General features: G+C 74.0%; 14 protein-coding genes. 2 read left to right on the top strand and 12 right to left on the bottom strand.

All coding sequences use genetic code 11. The features are described from left to right. Positions 1–4: 4 nt before the first annotated feature. Positions 5–1,351, bottom strand: coding sequence for a type VII secretion-associated protein (locus tag LL648_RS45250; protein ID WP_232663790.1), 1,347 nt, complete (start codon positions 1,349–1,351; stop codon positions 5–7). Continuing rightward, positions 1,348–5,244 carry a type VII secretion protein EccCa gene (gene eccCa, locus LL648_RS18250; protein WP_232663789.1) on the bottom strand — a complete coding sequence of 1,299 codons (3,897 nt, stop codon included), beginning with the start codon at positions 5,242–5,244 and terminating at the stop codon, positions 1,348–1,350. Before eccCa ends, LL648_RS45250 begins: the two co-directional genes overlap by 4 nt. Positions 5,245–5,404: 160 nt before the next feature. Here eccCa and eccD point away from each other — a divergent pair, with 160 nt between their 5' ends. Both eccD and mycP read left to right on the top strand, forming a co-directional pair. After that, positions 5,405–6,775, top strand: coding sequence for a type VII secretion integral membrane protein EccD (gene eccD, locus LL648_RS18245; RefSeq protein WP_232663788.1), 1,371 nt, complete (start codon positions 5,405–5,407; stop codon positions 6,773–6,775). Further along, positions 6,772–8,001: a type VII secretion-associated serine protease mycosin gene (mycP, locus tag LL648_RS18240; RefSeq protein WP_232663787.1), complete on the top strand. Its 1,230-nt coding sequence runs from the start codon at positions 6,772–6,774 to the stop codon at positions 7,999–8,001. The genes eccD and mycP overlap by 4 nt, the downstream gene beginning before the upstream one ends. A gap of 72 nt (positions 8,002–8,073) precedes the next feature. Here the strand turns inward: mycP and eccB are convergent, their stop codons facing one another. The 10 genes from eccB to LL648_RS18195 all read right to left on the bottom strand — a co-directional run bounded on the left by eccB (position 8,074) and on the right by LL648_RS18195 (position 17,889). After that, positions 8,074–9,495 (bottom strand): type VII secretion protein EccB, encoded by a 1,422-nt coding sequence (eccB, locus tag LL648_RS18235; RefSeq protein WP_232663786.1) that lies wholly within the window; start codon positions 9,493–9,495, stop codon positions 8,074–8,076. A 51-nt stretch (positions 9,496–9,546) separates the two neighbouring features. Next, positions 9,547–10,713, bottom strand: coding sequence for a Cmx/CmrA family chloramphenicol efflux MFS transporter (locus LL648_RS18230; RefSeq protein WP_232663785.1), 1,167 nt, complete (start codon positions 10,711–10,713; stop codon positions 9,547–9,549). 72 nt (positions 10,714–10,785) lie between these two features. Beyond that, positions 10,786–11,352: a TetR/AcrR family transcriptional regulator gene (locus tag LL648_RS18225; RefSeq protein ID WP_232663784.1), complete on the bottom strand. Its 567-nt coding sequence runs from the start codon at positions 11,350–11,352 to the stop codon at positions 10,786–10,788. 45 nt (positions 11,353–11,397) lie between these two features. Further along, complete coding sequence (locus LL648_RS18220; RefSeq protein WP_232663783.1) at positions 11,398–12,342, bottom strand: isopenicillin N synthase family dioxygenase; 945 nt, start codon at positions 12,340–12,342, stop codon at positions 11,398–11,400. Next, positions 12,339–12,794, bottom strand: a complete 456-nt coding sequence (locus LL648_RS18215) for a nucleoside deaminase (protein ID WP_374112066.1) — start codon at positions 12,792–12,794, stop codon at positions 12,339–12,341. The genes LL648_RS18220 and LL648_RS18215 overlap by 4 nt, the downstream gene beginning before the upstream one ends. 47 nt (positions 12,795–12,841) lie before the next feature. Then, on the bottom strand, positions 12,842–12,973 hold the full coding sequence (locus LL648_RS44120) for a hypothetical protein (protein ID WP_255685851.1): 132 nt from the start codon (positions 12,971–12,973) through the stop codon (positions 12,842–12,844). 308 nt (positions 12,974–13,281) lie between these two features. After that, complete coding sequence (locus LL648_RS18210) at positions 13,282–14,670, bottom strand: purine-cytosine permease family protein (RefSeq protein WP_232663782.1); 1,389 nt, start codon at positions 14,668–14,670, stop codon at positions 13,282–13,284. 494 nt (positions 14,671–15,164) lie between these two features. After that, positions 15,165–16,121 carry a tRNA pseudouridine(38-40) synthase TruA gene (gene truA / locus LL648_RS18205; protein WP_308190350.1) on the bottom strand — a complete coding sequence of 319 codons (957 nt, stop codon included), beginning with the start codon at positions 16,119–16,121 and terminating at the stop codon, positions 15,165–15,167. Beyond that, positions 16,118–16,840 carry a 50S ribosomal protein L17, sunset domain variant gene (rplQ, locus tag LL648_RS45765; protein ID WP_374112065.1) on the bottom strand — a complete coding sequence of 241 codons (723 nt, stop codon included), beginning with the start codon at positions 16,838–16,840 and terminating at the stop codon, positions 16,118–16,120. The genes truA and rplQ overlap by 4 nt, the downstream gene beginning before the upstream one ends. 2 nt (positions 16,841–16,842) lie before the next feature. Further along, positions 16,843–17,889, bottom strand: a complete 1,047-nt coding sequence (locus LL648_RS18195; RefSeq protein WP_232663781.1) for a DNA-directed RNA polymerase subunit alpha — start codon at positions 17,887–17,889, stop codon at positions 16,843–16,845. Between the last annotated feature and the right edge of the window lie 21 nt (positions 17,890–17,910).

Raw genomic sequence — 17,910 nt, 5'->3', positions numbered from 1 at the left:
TCGGTCAGCTCCGGGTGAGCGACGCGACCACCCTCGCGCACGCCGCGCGGACGGCGGCCGCACCGGCCGCGGTGTGCCGGCAGCCGACGCTGAGCTGGGCGTCGCCGTCGAGCACGACGTACCAGTCGACGACACCGTGCGGCTCCTGCTCGCGGTAGCGGGCGATGGTGCGCCCGGCGAAGGCGGCGGCGGGCTCGAACCCCGAGAGCGGCGAGCCCGCGGCGACGGCCGCGTCGAACACGGCCCGCAGCTCGTCGGCTGCCCTGGCGGGTTCCGCCGCGGCGTCGTAGCCGAGCGGGGACCGCTCGACGGCGATCAGATCGCTCCCCAGCGGCGCCGCCGCGGGGGTGAGCACGGTGCGGCGGCGCTCCGGCTGCCCGCCACTGTGCGCCCAGCCTGCGGGGAGGTCGAAGCGGTAGCCGTACTGCACGAGCGCCCCGACGCCCGGAGCCGGCGGCGCGCCGAGCACGCTGCCGGCGGCGAGCAGCGTCCCGGCGCCGCCTACGGACGCTGCGACGACGAGCCCGATCCGGCCACGGCGTCGCCATCCTCCGGACTGCCGCGCAGACGGCAGCCAGGATCGCTCCGGTGCGGCGCGTCCGACCGGCACTGACGCTGCTGGCAGCCCGTTCTCAGGGACGAGGAGCGCACCCGACACGGCTGCGGTCTCCGGGCGCGGGGCCACCCGCACTTCCGGCCACCCGGCCGCGTCGAGCATCTCGGCCAGCAGCGGTGTGCGCGCCACCCCGCCGACCAGCAAGACAGCACCGGGCGCGCCAGGCGGGTGCACGCCGGCCAGCAGCGCCACCGCCTCGTCCAGCACAGGCGCGAACACTTGGGCCGCGCGCTCGGCGGTCACCGGCACCGCGCCACCTGCGAGGTGGGCGGTCGCCCGCGGGTGCAGGCTGAGCCGTTCGCGCACCCGCCGCACCTCGGCCCGATCGGCGTCTGCGGCGTCGAGCAGCTGCACGAGCGCATCGTCGAGGCGGTCGCCGCCGGCATCGCCACTGCGTGCGGCGAGCACCCGCCCACCCTCGACCACGGCCGCCTCCGCGCCCGTCGCACCGACGTCGAGCACGGCCCGCACCCCACCATCGGCCCCGGCGCCCATCGCGGCAGCCACCGGAGCGGGAAGGGTCGTGCCCCACCCCGACCCGGCGGGTCCCCGCCGGCAGGAGTGCACGAGCAGGGCGTCGGCAGGGGAACTGCCGAACAGCTCGGCGAGCACGTCGGCCGGCTCACCCCACTGCGCCGCGTCGGCCACCCACGGCGGGCCGCCGAACCCCCTCGCGGCGACGCGGATCCCGGTCGAGCCGACCTGCAGGGCAACCCGCGCCGCCGGCACGTTCACCCCACCGGAACGTCGTCGGGCAACCAGGCCAGCTGCAGCCTGCGCGCGCCCCGCCTGCGGTCGACGAGGGTGCCCCGGCCCGGCACCTGCGGCGTCGGTTTGACCGCCCCGACCAGCGCGCCCTCCTCCGCGCTGCCGTTCATCACGATCCCCGGCGCGCCGAGCTCACGCAGGCGACCGAGCAGGGGGTCGAACATCGCCCGGCCCGCTCCCCCGCACCGCCTGGCCACAACGACGTGCAGCCCGACGTCCTTCGCCTGCGGCAGGAACTCGACCAGCGCATGCAACGGGTGTGCGGCGCCGCCGTTGGCTACGAGGTCGTAGTCGTCGACGAGCACGTAGACCTCCGGCCCGGACCACCAGCTGCGTTCGCGCAGCTCACGTGGGGTGACGTCGGGCGAGGGCAGCCTGCGGCGCAGCGCCTCGGCCACCTCGGCGGCCGCCGCCGACGTGGTCTCCGACGATGCCGCGTAGCCGATGAGGTGCGAATCGGGGACGACGCCGAGCATCGTCCGGCGGTGGTCGACCAGCACGATCCTGGCCTCCTCCGGCGGGTGCGCCACGACGAGGCCGGCTGCGACGAGCCGCAGGAGGGAGGTCTTGCCGCTCTCCGCATCGGCGAAGCACAGCAGGTGCGGTTCGGTGGTGAAGTCGAGCTCGACCCGCTCCATTCGCTCCTCGTCGATGCCGATCGGGATGCCCTTCGCGCCGGGAGCGGCCGGCGGCAGCTGCGCGGGCTCCACCAGCTCCGGCAGCAACCGGACCGGCCCGAACCCCGCCCCGGCGTGCTGCTGCGCGATCATCGCGACGAGCGCGCCGACGTCCCCGGTCGCCGCTCGCGGTGCCGCAACCACCATCGCGGCGCCGTCGGGCGCGAGGCCGTGCCCCGGACGGGCCGGGACCGCCTGGGCGCGCCTGCGATCGACCTCCGACTCGGCAGGCTCGCCGAGCCGCAGCTCGAGCCGCCCGCCGAGCATGTCCTTCAGCGCCGGGCGCAGCTCGCTCCAGCGGCTGGCGGACACCACGAGGTGCAAGCCGTAGGCGAGGCCCTGCGTCGCGAGCGGGAGCAGCCGCGCCTCCAGCTGGTCGAACTCCCCGCGCAGGGTGAGGTACCCGTCGACGACGAGCAGCAGGTCGGTTGCGGGCTCCTCGGCGAAGTCGCCTGCCGCGCGGCGCGCCCGGAAGGCTTCGACCGACCCGAGCCCGGCCTCGCGGAACAGGCGTTCCCTGCGCGACAAGGCGGCCACGAACTCCGCGACCGTCCGGCGGACCAGCTCGACCTGCTGGCGGTCGGCGACCGTGCCGACGTGCGGCAGCCCTGCGAGCGCTGCCAGCGACCCGCCGCCGAAGTCGAGCACGTGCACACCCAGCTCCGACGGCTCGTGGGTGAGCGCGAGCGCGAGCACGGTGCTGGCGAGCGCGCTCGACTTGCCGGCGCGCGGCCCGCCGACCACGGCGAGGTGGCCGGAAGCCCCGCCGAGGTCGATCGGCAACGGGTCGCGTCGCTGCTGGTAGGGCCGGTCGACGAGGCCGATCGCGACCGTGAGCCGCCCGCCGGTGCCGAACTCGGCAAGCACCTCGTCGAGCGGGGGCGGAGCGTCGAGCGGCGGCAGCCACACCCGGTGGGCGGGCGGACCGTCGCCCGCGAGCGCCGCGGTGACCGTCTCGATCACAGTTGGCTCGATCACGGTGGGCCCAGGGAGATCGCCGGTGTCCGCTCCGGCGGCTCCGGCGGTGTCGGGCCGCTCGTCGACCATCGGGACGAACGCGGCCCCGAACCGGTGTGCCCGCCGGCGAGCCGCGCCACGGCTGCCTGCGGGTGCAGCCGAGGCACCCGGCCCGGACACGTAGGCGGCGCGGAACCGGACGAGCTCGTCGGTGCCGGTCGCGAGGAACGCCGAGCCCGGCGCGGACGGCAGCTGGTGCGCGTCGGGCACACCCAGCACGGCACGCGACTCCGCCGCGGAGAACGTCCGCAGCGCGATCCGGTAGGAGAGGTGCGACTCGAGCCCGCGCAGCCGCCCCTCCTCCAGCCGTTGGGACGCGAGCAGCAGGTGGATGCCCAGCGAGCGGCCGAGCCGCCCGATCGTCACCAGCAGGTCGATCAGCTCCGGGCGCTGCGCGAGCAGCTCGGAGAACTCGTCGACGACGACGAACAACGCCGGCAGCGGCGGCAGCTCGGCGCCCGCCCTGCGTGCGGCGGCGTACTCGCCGACCCCGACCAGGTTGCCCGCGGAGCGCAGGATCTCCTGCCGCCGCGTGATCTCGCCGGCCAGTGCGTCGGCCATCCGATCGACGAGCGCCAGCTCGTCCGCGAGGTTCGTGATCACGGCGGAGACGTGCGGCAGCCCGGCCATCCCGAGGAAGGTCGCGCCGCCCTTGAAGTCGACGAGCACGAGGTTGAGCTCCGCGGGCGAGTGCGTCGCGACCAGCCCGAGCACGAGCGTGCGCAGCAGCTCGCTCTTCCCCGAGCCGGTGGCGCCGACGCACAGCCCGTGGGGCCCGCTGCCGCCGAGCGCGGCCTCCTTCAGGTCGAGCGTGACGACCCCACCGTGCTCGTCGACGCCGATCGGCACCCGCAGCTGCTCACCCGGCCCCGCCCAGCGGCTGCGCAGCTCGACGATGCCGCCCTGCCCGGGGCGCAGCCGCAGCAGCGCAGGCAGGTCGAGCACCGCGCCGGGACCGTGCTCGTCGTCCGGCTCGCTGCCGGCCGGCCGGTAGCGGGCGATCCGGCGGGCCAGCGCGAGCGCCTCGGCGGCGCAGATGCCGTCGGGACGGCCGATCCGGACGGGCACGGCGTCGTGCCCGCCGCTGCGGACGATGCTGTGGCTGTCGACCCGCAGCCGGACCACCGACGGCGCCGCCCTGCGCTGCTGGTCGCCGACCCTGAGCACGCTGACCCCGGCGGCGGCCGCCCACGGACCCGGCGCATCGGGCACGCCGTCGACGACGACGAGCACGTGCGGCTCACCCATGCCGGGGCCCTGGGGCCGGCCCGCGAGCTCGGGTAGCAGCCACCTGCGCACGTCGTCGAGGTCGGAGGTGATCATCCGGAGCGGCCCGACGGCGTCGGTCCGCCGGGGGTGCGCGCTGTGCGGGAGCCATTTGACCCATTCCCACTGCGACATCAGGTGCGGCGGCGCGACGACCGCGAGCAGTGCGTCGGCCGGGCTGTGCCACAGCGCGTACTGCGCCACCATCGCCCGCGTGAGGCCTCTGACCTGCGGCATCCCCGCGCCCTCCGCCGGTTCGAGCCAGACGGCCGACGTCGAGCGCAACGAGAGTGCGACCGGCAGCTCCGGCACTACCGAGTGCCCGAGCAGGAAGCGGCGCAGCGCGAGCGCGGCCACCGGCTCGATGTCCTCGACGGGCCCGGTGTGCGGGGCGACGAGGCGGGTCGCGAGCCGTTGGCTGCCGACCCCGATGCGCAGGTGCGCGAAGTCGGGATCGGCCGGTCGTCGTTCCCACAGCCGGCCCGCCGCGAGGACGGCGGGCCACGCCGCCGGATCGGGGTGCACGGCCTGCCCGGCGGCGCGCTGCGCGGCGGCGATCTCCGCGACCCGCTCGCGCAGCACCCCGAGGTAGCGCAGGTAGTCGCGGCGGTCCTCGTCGATGCCGGCGGAGCGGTTGCCGCCGCCGCGGGACGAGCCGCCCATCAGCATGCCCACCGTCGAGAGCGCGATCATGCCCCCGAACAGCAGCGACGACGGGTTCTCCGCCGCGAACAGCACGACGAAGCCGACGGACCCGGCGAGCACGACGACCGGCAGCAGCCGCGCGAGGATCCCGCCGGGCACCAGGCGTTCCGGCTCGGGCGGCGGCTCGACCAGCAGCTCGCCACCCGGCGGGCGCGGCACGTCCCGCCGTCGTCGTACCACTCCCACGGATGCCATGTGGACACCTCCCTCCACCGTGGACCGATGCTAGGCACGCCCACCGACAGTTCGTGGCCGATCGCGGAAAGTCGGACGAGTTCTCCCGAACGCCCACGGGATCACGGGCCTGCTTGCGATGCTCCGATCGCCCGTCCCTCGACTGCTCTCGGAGGCGTCCGTGACACGGGAACAGCACTACTACTGCCGGCTCACGGTGCTCGCCCCGCGCGCCCGGGTCGACGTCGCGCTGCCGGCCGACGTACCGGTCGCCGAGCTGGTACCGATGGTGATGGAGCTGGTGGGCGAGCCGCGCAGCAACGCGATGCGGCCGCTGCCGTGGCAGCTCAGCGGAGCGGCCGGCGGGCCGCTCCCACCTGCGGCGACCCTTGGTGAGCTGGGTGTGCTGGACGGGGAGCAGCTACGGCTGGCGCCGCTGACGAGCCCGCCGCCGCCTCCGGTCTTCGACGATCCGGTGGTCGCGGTGGCGGCGACCGCGGGCCGGGGCGGGCTCGGGGACCGCCGCTTCGGCGCGGCCGCCGTGCTCGTGCTCGCCGCCGGCGCGGCCGCGACGCTCGCGGCCGCCGGCCCGGGTGCCGCGATCGCGAGCGGCCTCGCGTGGCTCGGTGCCGCCGGCTGCATCGGGTTGGTGTTGCGTCAAGTGCGGCATCCCGCACCCCTTGTCGAAGCCGAGGTCACGGCGCTCGCCGCGCGCACCGCGGCGCTGGCCGCGGTGCCGCTCGCGGGGGCGGGCGGCTGGACGTTGCTGCAGGTCCCGACCGGCGCGGCGCTGCTGACCGCGGTGGGGGCCGCCGGCACCGTCGCCGCGATCGCGCAGGTCGTGCTCAGGGTGATCGCGCCGGCGCTGGTCGGGATCGTGGTCGCGGCGGGGTGCTGCGCGGTCGGCATCGTCGCGATGCGGTTCGGCGGGCAGCCCGCGGCGGCCGCGGCCGGGGTGGCAGCGGCCGCGCTCGTCGCAGGTGCGGTGCTGCCGCGGGCCGCGATCCGGTTGGCCGGCCTGCCGCGGCCCCTCGTGCCGACAGAGGGGACGGAGCTCGTCGACGCCGATGCCGCGCAGGACCTGCTGCCGCCCGCGGAACTGGCCGAGCGGGCCGACCTCGCGCGCGGCTACCTCGCCGGTCTCGTCGGCGGCTGCGCCGCTGCCGCCGGGCTGGGTGCGCTGGTCGCCGCGACCGCGAGCAGCTGGGCCGGGCCGGCGTTCGCGCTGGTCACAGTGGTGGTGCTGGCTCTGCGCAGCCGCGGATACGCCGATGCGGCGCCGGCGCGGGCGTCGCTGGTCGCGGCGATCGCAACAGGGCTCACCGGCCTGCTGGTCGCCGCCGCCTTGGGCGGGCCGGACGCGCTGCCCACCGTCGCCTTCGTCCTGCTCACGGCGCTCGGCGCGGCTCTTCTAGCGCTCGGGCGAGCGCGGGTGCCCGGTTCGCCGGTGCTGCGCCGCGCCACCGACCTCGCCGAAGGGCTGCTCGTCGCCGCGGCCGTTCCGCTGGCGCTCGCCGCGATGGACCTCTACCGCATCGTCCGCGGGCTGTGAGAAGTGCCTGGTGCGCCGCGGCGGTTGCGCTGGCGCTGCTGGCGCCGCCGCCGGAGCCGCCGCCGGTGCGTTCGCAGCCGCCGCCGGGCCACCGGCCGGGACCGGCAGCCGGGTTGCTCGCGCCCCCGCGGTGCACACCGTGGGCCGCCCAACCCCACGACGGTCCCGATCCGGTGGCAGAGCGGTTGCGGCTGGGCGCCGCGCACCGGCTGGCCAAGGGGAAGGGCCAGCTCATCGCCGTGATCGACACCGGCGTGGCCCCGCACCCGCAGCTCGGCGACCGGCTGCGCGGCGGTGGTGACTACATCGCCGGCGGCGACGGGCTGGACGACTGCGACGGCCACGGGACCGCCGTTGCCGGGATCCTCGCCGCGAACGGCGCCGGCGGCGACCGGGTCGTCGGGATGGCGCCGGCCGCGCGGCTGCTGTCGATCCGGCACTCCAGCCAGGAGTTCACGGTCGCGGGCCCGGACGGCACGGCGCAGCGGCCGGGATCCGCGCAGACGCTCGCGGACGCCGTGGTGCTCGCGGTCCGGGAGGGTGCGACCGTCATCAACATCTCCGAAGCGCTCTGCCTCCCCGCCGCGCAGGCCGGGGATCTCGGCGATCCGCTGCATGCGGCGCTGCGGCACGCCGTTCGTTCCGACGTCGTGGTCGTCGCGGCCGCTGGCAACGTCGACGTGGGCGGCTGCGCAGCCGGCTCCCCCGACCAGGTTGCGCTGCCCGGCTGGTACGGATCCGCGCTGATCACGGTGGGCGCCGTCGATCCCGACGACGAGCCGGCGCCGTTCACGGTGCCCGGCGCCTGGGTGGACGTCGCGGCGCCGGGCACGGGCCTGCGGTCCCTCGCCGTCGGCGGCGGCACGACCACCCGCAACGTCACCGGCACGAGCTTCGCCACCCCGTGGGTGGCCGGGTTGGCAGCGCTGATCAGGGAACGCTTCCCCGAGCTCGACGCCGCCGGTGTCGCCGAGCGGATCGTCGAGACCGCGCGGCGCCCACCCGGCGGCCGGGACGACCGGGTGGGCCACGGCGTGATCGACCCGGTCGCCGCGCTGACCGCCGTCCTCCCCGCAACCGCCGCACCGACGCAACTCCCGGTCGCCCGGCTCGATGCGGGCACCCCACCGCAGCCGGCGCCGGCGCAACAACCGGCCGAGCTGATCGCCGTCGCCGCGCTCGTCGGCGCCGCGACGCTGGCCGCCACCCGCACCCGCCGCCGCTGACCCGAACTTCCCCACCGTTTTGGGGCACTTGCGCGCCTTTCGGCGCGCATCCACCCAAAACGGTGGGGAACTTCAGCCGTCGACGACGCTTGCCGCGGTGGCGACGTCGAGCAGCGGGCCGGACGGCAGCAGCCGCAGCGCCGCCTCGGGCGCGGGGGATGTAGGGACGAGCCCCAGCGCATCGGCCGTGGAGACGTCCGCGACGCCGTAGCCGACACCGCTGCTCGACACCAGCCACCGCGGCCCCGAGCCCGGCGTCCGCCCGGGGGCCGTCGAGTGGACGGCCCCGCCGGCCCCGACCACCACCTCGTCCACACGTTCCCCGCCGCCGTCGGCCTGCGCCAGCAGCACCGCCGCCACGCCGGGCGGGCCGGGCACCTGCGCGCCGACCCACACGTCGCCTTCGGCGGGCCCGGCCCCGTCCCAGGTCCAGCACAGCACCGGCGCATCTGCGGCGTCCCTGATCCGCGGTGCCGCCGCGGGCCACCCGGCGACCGGCAGCTCGTCGACGAACGTCGCGTTCGCGAGCACCGCACCGTCGAGCTCCCGGGGCTCCTTGCCGCCCGCCGCCACCCTGAGCAGCTCCGCAACACCGACCGGCACCTCCTGCAGCCCTCCGGCCAGCACCGCGAAGTAGCGCGCGGGCGCCCCGACCGGACGCATGACGACCACGTCGCCGACCCGGCCGTGCCGAGGGTCGGCGGCCGGCTTGCCGCGCCCCGCCACCACCGGGGTGGCCAGCGCCGCCCCTTCCGCGACGGCCGAGAGCAGGCCGGGCGCAACCGCCCGCGGGACCCTCCTGGTCAGGCCGAACGTGGCGAGCAGGCGTCCGTCGCCGGTGTCGACCCGGTGCCGCCTCCCCGCGGTGACGAGCCACGTCATGCCCTCCGGATCGCTGACGAGCACGCCGTCACCCGGCGCCGGCACGCCGGGCTCCGCGCCGCCCACCACCGTCGTGGTGAGCAGCCGCCCCTCGTCGTCGACGCGGTCGCACACCGCCCACCGCGGGACGATCGAGACCTCGGGCCGCACCGCGAACGCTCCCGCCACCGCGGCAGCGGGCGTGCGCGGCGCCCCGTCGAGTGCGGCGTCGGGCACGGTGACGGCAACCGAGCGGGCCGGGTCGGCGCCGGTGCCGCCGGCCACGCGCAACGCCGCGAGCACCAGCCGAGCGGCCGGCAGGTTGGCCACCGGGACGAGCCGGTCGGGCCCGTGCGCCACCACGTACAAGGCCCCCGATCCGGCCCCGACGACGACGTCGGCACGCCGCCAGTCGGGCTCCGGGACGAACCTCGCGTACACCAGCACCCCGCACATCGCGAGCAGCCCGAGCACGACCCCGGCGAACGCCGCCCGCCGCTGCGTCCGCAACTGCTCGTGCAGCGGGACGGCGTCGCCGCGCACCAGCGCGGCTTCCATCCGGCGCAGGCCGAAGCGGTAGGCATCGGCCTGGTCGCGGGTGGCGGGGGCCCTCGTCGCGCTCGCTCTGGGCACGCCGCCGACGCTAACCCGGAGGGTGGCGGTCCCGTGGGCGTTCGGGAGAACTCATACGGTCACCGGGCTCGGTGCGGGCTGCAACGCCCGCGCCACCGCCACCGTCCCGAGCGCGGCCGCCGCGAGGGCCGCCCCGATCCACCCGACGGTCGGGTAGCCCCATCCGGCCGCGATGGCGATCCCACCGATCCACGGGCCGGCGGTGATGCCGATGTTGAACGCCGAGATGTTCACGCCGGCGGCCAGCGTCGGCGCCCGCTCGGCGAGCGCGAACACACGCGTGTTCAGCCCGGGGTTGACGACGAACCCGAACGCCCCGAGCAGCAGGACCAGCGGCACGGTCAGCACGAGGACCTCGGCGAAGGCGGCCAGCGCCGCCGAGGTCAGCAACAGCCCGGTCAGCCCGGCGAAGAGCAGCGCGATCGGGTGGGCGTCGGCGATCCGGCCGCCGATCGCGATCCCGCCGACCGCACCGATGCCGTACAGCGCAAGCAGCACGGGGACCATCCCCTCGGGCACCCCGGTCGTCCCGGTCAGCAGCGGAGCGAGGTAGCTGAAGGAGACGAGCAGCGCGCTGATCGTCAGCGCGGTGGTGCCGTACGCGAGCCACAGCCGCGGCTCGCGCATCGCCCGCAGCTCGTCGCCGAGCCGGGCGGGGGCGGCCGACGCAGCGCGACCGCCGGGGATCGTCGCCAACACGGCGACCATCGCGAGCACCGACATCGCCGCGACCGCCCAGAACGCCGCACGCCATCCGAACTGCTGCCCTATCACCGTTCCCGCCGGCAGCCCGATGAGCGTCGCGACGGTGAGCCCGCCGACGAGGATGCCCAGTGCCCGGCCACGCACGGTGCTCGGGACGAGCTCGACGACCGACACCGAGGCCACCGCCCAGAACCCCGCATATACGAACGCGGCGACCACCCGCGTGCCGAACAGGAAGCCGTAGCTCGGGGTGAGCGCGCCCGCGACGTGCGCCGCGATGAAGACCGCGAGGAAGGTCAGCATCGCGGTGCGGCGCGGCCAGCGCAGCGTCACCACCGCGAGGACGGGCGCGCCGACGAGCATGCCGATGGCGAAGGCCGAGATCAGGAGGCCGGCGTCCGGGATCGAGACGCCCAGGTCGGCCGCCATCTCGGGCAGCAGCCCGGCGATCATCAGCTCGGACGTGCCTTGGGCGAATATCGTCATCCCGAGCACGAAGACGGCGAACGGCATCAGTTACCCCCATGTTTTGGACAGTCGTGTTCAAAATTGCGGCACACAAGATCCACCCGAGCGCTCTCGGACTCAGAGCGCCCTGAGTGCCACCTCCGCGATGCCCGCCAGCACCTCGCGGGACGATCCACCCCGCGCCTGCACCTGCAAGCCGCCGACCGTCGCCAGCACGAAGCGCGCGAGCATCTCCGGATCCCCGTCGATCTCCCCGGCGCACCGCGCCGCCTCGAACGCGTCGCGCAGCGCAGCGAGCCGGACGGCCTCGTCCTTGCGCACCATCTCCGCCACGACGGCGTCGTGCGGCGCCAGCTCGATGATCGCGTTCACCGTCATGCAGCCCAGCGGGTCGCCGTGATCGGCGTCGACGGTCCACCAGAGGATGGTGCGCACCTTCTCGCGGACCGAACCCGGCCCGGCGAGCAGTTCGAGCAGCGCCGCTGTGCGGACCTCGGCGTAGTGCCGCAGCGCCTTCTCGAACAGGTCGTGCTTGCTGACGAACGTGTTGTAGATGCTGCTGCGCCCCAGCCCCGTCGCCGTCGACAGGTCGTGCGTGGACGTCCCCTCGTAGCCGGTCGTCCAGAAGGCGCGCATCGCAGCCTCGACCGCACGTTCCTCGTCGAACGTCCGGGGTCGCGGCATGCGCCCCACCCTACGCGTTTTGGACAGCCCTGTCCAAGTAACCGCTCAGCCGACGGAGATCGCGTCCAGGCGCTCCTTCAGGAACGGCGCCGACACCACCGGATCCAGGTCGGCGCGCCGGCCGATCGGCGGCTGCAGCGGCGTGACCAGCGCGTCGTGGTCGAGCTCGAAGAAGAACACGAGCGACATGAGCTCCTCCGTCGGCGCCCCGGCCTGCGGCGGGAGGACGCGGTGGCGACCCGACCGCCAGCGCAGGCCGGTCCAGTGCGCGAGCAGGTCACCGATGTTGATCGTGAGCGCGTCCGGGTCGTACGGCGCGTCGACCCAGCCCAGCCCCTCGATGTCGACCTGCAGCCCACCGGCACCCGGCTCCCGGTCGAGCACGGTGACGGTGCCGAAGTCGGTGTGCGGCCCGATCCGGAACTGGCCCGGCTCCGGCTCGCCCACCTCGGTCATCGGCGGGTAGCGGTTGATGTTGAACGTCCACGTGGGGTGGCTCGCCAGCGCCGCGAGCTCGGCCCGGGGCAGCCCGAGCGCGGTCGAGCAGACCGCCAGCAGCTCCAGGGAGACGGCGGTCATCGCGGCGAGGTAGCGCGCCGCGACGGCATGCAGCTGCGGCACCTCGGCCGGCCAGACGTTCGGCGGGAACCACACGTCGTCGACGGTCGGGTCGCCGGTCGGCGTCTCGGGGCCGATCGCGAACGACTCCTTGAGGTCGGGCGGCGTCTCGACGCCCTCGACCTGCCCGTTCGCCTCGACCCCCGGCGCGAGCCAGCCCCGCCCGCCGATCCGCACCGCGTAGCGCTGCTTCACCTCGAGCGGCAACGCGAAGAAGCGACGGGCGGCGTCGCGCAGCTCGGCCCGCAAAGCAGCGTCCACGCCGTGCCCGGTGACCAGCAGGAAGCCGGCCTTCTGCAGCGCCTCGTCGACGGTGGCCGCGATGGTGGTGTCGCCGCCGCGCCAGGCCGCGAGATCGATCGTGGGAATCATCCAGGTTCTCCGATGTCCTCGTGCCACAGCTCGGGGTGCTCCGCGATGAACGTCGTCATCAGCCCGGCGCAGCGGTCGTCGTCGAGCAGGGTGACCCGCACGCCGTGCTCGGCCAGCCAGTCGTGCCCGCCGTGGAAGGTCCGCGCCTCGCCGATCAGCACCGCGCCGATGCCGAACTGGCGCACCAGCCCCGAGCAGTACCAGCACGGGGAGAGCGTGGTCACCATGATCGTGTTGCGGTAGTCGCGCTGCCTGCCCGCAGCGCGGAACGCCGCCGTCTCCGCGTGCATCGAGGGGTCGCCGTCCTGCACCCGGCGGTTGTGCCCGCTGCCGAGCACCGTCCCGTCGGCACCGACGAGCGCCGCTCCGATCGGGATCCCGCCTTCGGCGAGCCCTGCGCGGGCCTCGTCAAGCGCGACGTCCATGAGCGCCGACTCGTCCGACAAGTTCACCCGCCCACTCTGCGTTGCCGGCCGCCATGGCACAAGGGTGCGCAGGATCATGCGGCGACCGGCAACACCTCACGGTCGGGCGCCGAACGGAGCAGCGCGACGCCGTAGCCGACGATCCAGCCGACCCAGAGCAGCCAGCCCACGAGGCCGATCAGCCCGAGGGCCCCGCCGTACTCCATGACGAACGGCGTGAGCGTCGCCGAAGTGAACAGCAGCGCCGCGGCGACGAGCCCGAGACCGGCGTGCCACCGGCGGATCAGCCCGGCCCGCAGCCCGCCGAGCGAGAGGCCGAGCAGCTGGCCTGGCCGACCCGCGCACGCCTTCGTGAGTAGCGGGTGGTGAGGGCTGACGCGGCAGCCCTCACCACCCGCAAGTCGGCCAGCGCCACGATCCGGACGCCGACCCCACGAGCAGCATCAGGAACCGCACCCGCCGTCCCGCACGCGACCAGCACGCGGTGGCCCCAGGGCTCGCTGAGACGCGAGGACTACGGCCGGTCCGGAGTTCGCCGGGACAAGAGCGCGTACAGCCCCGCCGCCAGCGCGAACCCGACGATGAACGTCACGTCGCCGATGGCGGGGAACTCCCGCGGCACGATCCCGATGAACAGCGCCTGGTTGGCGAAGAGCGGCACCGAGACGACGATCCCGGCCAGCAGCGCGATGACACCGGCCGGGTTGCGGTGGGCGCGGTCGTAGAGCAGGCCCGTCGGGAGCGCGGCGCGACGCAGGTACATGTCGGTCAGCACGACCCCGAGCCACGGCCCGATCCAGTACACGACGACGAGCAGGAAACCCTCGTACCCGTGCGCGGCGTCGGCGAGCGCCGCCCACGCGATGAGGAAGCCGATCACCCCGAACACCGCGGCGACGGTCGCGCGGGCACGGCGCAGCGGGACGTCGAAGCCCATCGAGAGGAACGACATCGCGCCGGAGTAGATGTTGAGGACGTTCGCGGCGACCGCACCGAGCGCGATCGCGAGCAGCGTCAGACCGGCGAGCACGCCCGGCAGGACCCCGACGAACGTCGTCGTCGGGTTCTCGGAGCTGATCCCGGCGGCCGCGGACGCGCTGACGGACGCCGCTCCGAGGATCATCAGCGCGCTCGTGGAGCCGAAGAGCCCGATCCCGGCGGCCAGCCCGGCGCGCAGCGGTGACGTCTCGGCCGGGAGGTACCGCGCGTAGTCGGCGGCGTACGGCGTCCAGCCCGCCGTGTAGCCGAACACCGCACCGACCGTCAGCAGGAACCCGCCGATCCCACCCGTGCCGCCGCCTTCCGGCACCGCGGACGGGTCGGCCTGAAGGAACACGAAGACGGCTCCGACCACGAACACCAGAGCGAGCACGGGGAAGGCGAACCGCTCGAACACCTGCACCAGGTTGTGCCCGAAGTACGCGACGCCGACCTGCACCAGCACCACGACGACGAGGCACACGAACGCGGGGAACCCGGTCAGCGAGCTGAGTGCGAAGGCCGCGCTCACGCTGTTGACCGCGAACCACCCGAACCCGGAGGTGATCGTCATCAACCCGGCCGGCAGCACGTTGCCGCGGTAGCCGAACGCGAGCCTGCCCAGCACCATCTGCGGCACACCCGCCGCGGGAGCGCGGCCGGTCAACGCGCCGTGCGCGACGGCGGAGAGCCCGTTCCCGAGCACGATCGCGGCCACCGCCTGCCAGAACGTCAGCCCGAACGCCGTGATCGAGAGGATCCCGACGAAGATCGTCGCGAACTCCAGGTTGGGCGACGTCCACGTCCAGAACAGCTGCGACGGCTTGCCGTGCCGCTCGGCAGCCGGGATCGGGTCGTTCCCGCCCGGCTCGACGGCCGCGATCTTGCCGCCGTACTCGCGGTCCTGCCGTTCGATCTCCGCCATCGGCACACTCTCGCCGCTGACGGCCGGCGGTTCAAGGCACGCGCGTTACGTCTGGGTGAGCAATCCTTCGCGCCCCGGCGGAAATCTCAGGAGATCGAGTTGCCGTCCAGATTTCCTCTGAAGTGCCACTCTCCCTCGGCTGTGTCGAGTTGACCTCGTGTGATCGATTGTGAAGACCTTCCAGCTGGATGCAGAAGGAGCGTTCCGCGCAAATCCGCGCTCGCTCACTAGCGTCGAACGGCGCGGACGCACCCTCGTCCGCGTGATCCGGAGTGATCCGGTGGAGGGACTCACACGATGAGAAGCCTTAAAGATCGTCTGGGACCGATCAGCGACACGCTGCTCGAACGCCTCGTGCCACGAGCGAGCGCCAGCGCAGTCGTATGCACGTGGCGGCGATGCTGCGTGACCATGGGCGCGCGCCCGGTGTCGGGATGGCAGAAGTGGGACGAGCAGCACGACACCCGATGCGGGCCGTGCGAGACCAACGGCGGCTACTGCTGAAAGACCCGCCGAGCGGGTGGTGCGGATGCGTTCGCATCTGCACCACCCGCTTGTGTCGGATCGAGTCGACGCACGCGACGGGTGATCGTCGACCGCGCTTCCAGGTCCGCGTCCGCTGGGTAGTCCACCGCGACCAACGTCAACCCGTGCGCCGGCGCGACGGTCACCTCGCTCGCCCGCCCATCGCGCTGCAACAGCGTCGAGGGCCATTCGGCCGGCCGCCGGGCCCGCCCCACGTCCAGCACCGCGCCGACGAGGCTGCGGACCATCGAGTGACAGAAGGCGTCGGCCGACACCTCGGCCGTGACAACCCCGTCGTCGCCGGCGGTCCACTCGAACCGCTGCAGCGCACGAACGGTCGTCGCCCCCTCGCGGCGCTTGCAGAACGCCGCGAAGTCGTGCTCGCCGAGCAACGCCGCCGAGGCGGCGTTCACGGCATCCAGGTCGACCGGGTACGGCCACGAGATCGTGTCGCGGGCCCGCAACGGCTCGGCGCCGTACGCCGTGGTGGCCACCCGGTAGCGGTAGTGCCGCCGCAACGCCGCGAACCGCGCGTCGAACGCGGGCGGCACGGGCGTCACCGAACGCACCCTGACATCCGGCGGCAGCAACCGGGCCAGCCGTCTGACCAGCCACGAAGTGTCCAGCTCCGCAGGCAGGTCGGTGTGTGCCACCTGCCCGGTGGCGTGCACGCCCGCGTCCGTCCGTCCGGCGACCGTCAGCGCGACGGGCTGCCGCAGCACGGTGCCCATCGCATCGACGAGGACACCGCAGACCGTCCGCAGGTTCGGCTGCATGGCCCACCCGGCGAAGTCGGTGCCGTCGTAGCCGAGGTCGAGGCGGTAGCGGCGAACAGCGGGGACAGCGGGGACAGCGGGGACAGCACCGAGCCCGCCGTCCTGGTGGACGGCGGGCTCGGTCAACTGCTGGTGCGGCGTGGTGCTCACTCCTCGGTGGAGGAGTCCTCACGCTGCGAGGCGGGCAGCGAGAACCCGGCGGCCTCGGCGGCCTCCGGGGTCGCGAACCAGACCTCGGCCACGGTGCGGTCGTAGTGCGACGAACCGGGCACGTGGTAGAGCATCGAATCGGCGTTGCCCTTGATCTCGAAGCCCTCGGGAGCCTCGGCCGGGTCGTCCAGCGGGGCGTGGCTGCCCTCGCCGTACGGCGCGTCCTCGGTGGAAGCCGACTCCTCGGTCTCGGCCGGAGCCTCGACCGCCTTGTCCTCGACCTTCTCCTCGGTCTTCGCAGCAGCCGCCTTCTTCTGCGACGACGCGACCCGGCGAGCGCGCTCGGCCTCGTCGGTGACGGTCTTCTGCGAGACCAGCTCGATCACTGCCATGGGGGCGTTGTCGCCCTTGCGCGGCAGCGTCTTCGTGATCCGGGTGTAGCCGCCGTTGCGGTCGGCGAAGAACGGACCGATGTCGGTGACAAGGCGGTGGATGATGTCCTTGTCCCTGATCACCTTGGCGATCTCGCGGATGTTGTGCAGATCGCCGCGCTTCGCCTTGGTGATCAGCCGCTCCGCGTACGGACGCAGCCGCTTCGCCTTGGCCTCGGTGGTGGTGATCCGACCGTGCTCGAACAGCGACGTCGCCAGGTTGGCCAGGATCAGCCGCTGGTGCGCGGGCGAACCGCCGAGGCGGGGCCCCTTGGTGGGCTGAGGCATGGCTACAACTGCTCCGTTTCTGCGTAGTCCTGGCCGTCGTCCCCGAACGGCTGGTCGGGGTCGAACCCTTCGGAGCCGTACTCGACGGCCGCGGCCGACGGGTCGAATCCGGGCGGGCTGTCCTTCAGCGCGAGCCCGAGGCCGACGAGCTTCATCTTGACCTCGTCGATCGACTTCGCGCCGAAGTTGCGGATGTCGAGCAGGTCGGCCTCGCTGCGGCCGACCAGCTCACCCACGGTGTGGATGCCCTCACGCTTGAGGCAGTTGTACGAGCGGACGGTGAGGTCCAGCTCCTCGATCGGCATCGCGAAGGCCGCGATGGTGTCGGCCTCCTGCGGCGACGGGCCGATCTCGATGCCCTCGGCGTCGACGTTCAGCTCGCGGGCGAGCCCGAACAGCTCGACGAGCGTCTTGCCGGCCGAGGCCAGCGCGTCGCGAGGGGTGATCGAGGGCTTGGTCTCGACGTCCAGCACCAGCTTGTCGAAGTCGGTGCGCTGCTCGACACGGGTGGCCTCGACCTTGTAGGTCACCTTCAGCACCGGCGAGTAGATCGAGTCGACCGGGATGCGGCCGATCTCGGCGCCGGTGGCCTTGTTCTGCATGGCCGGGACGTAGCCACGCCCGCGCTCGACGACGAGCTCCACTTCGAGGCGGCCCTTGTCGTTCAGCGTGGCGATGTGCAGGTCCGGGTTGTGCACCGTGACCCCGGCGGGGGGCACGATGTCGCCGGCCGTGACCGGGCCGGGGCCCTGCTTGCGCAGGTACATGGTCACCGGCTCGTCCTCCTCGGAGCTGACGACCAGCTCCTTGAGGTTGAGGATGATGTCGGTGACGTCCTCCTTCACACCGGGGACGGTGGTGAACTCGTGCAGCACGCCGTCGATGCGGATGCTGGTCACCGCCGCTCCGGGGATGGACGACAGGAGCGTGCGCCGGAGCGAGTTGCCCAGCGTGTAGCCGAACCCGGGCTCCAGCGGCTCGATGACGAACCGGGAGCGGGTGTCGACGACCGAGTCCTCGGTCAATGTGGGGCGCTGAGAGATCAGCATGGGTGGGTGCCTCCTTCAGGC

Origin of the sequence: Pseudonocardia sp. TRM90224 (assembly GCF_021245725.1) — a bacterium.
In the GTDB taxonomy this organism is placed as follows: domain Bacteria; phylum Actinomycetota; class Actinomycetes; order Mycobacteriales; family Pseudonocardiaceae; genus Pseudonocardia.
Note: the sequence above shows the minus strand (reverse complement) of the source record. Positions and strands in the feature narration are given on the sequence as shown.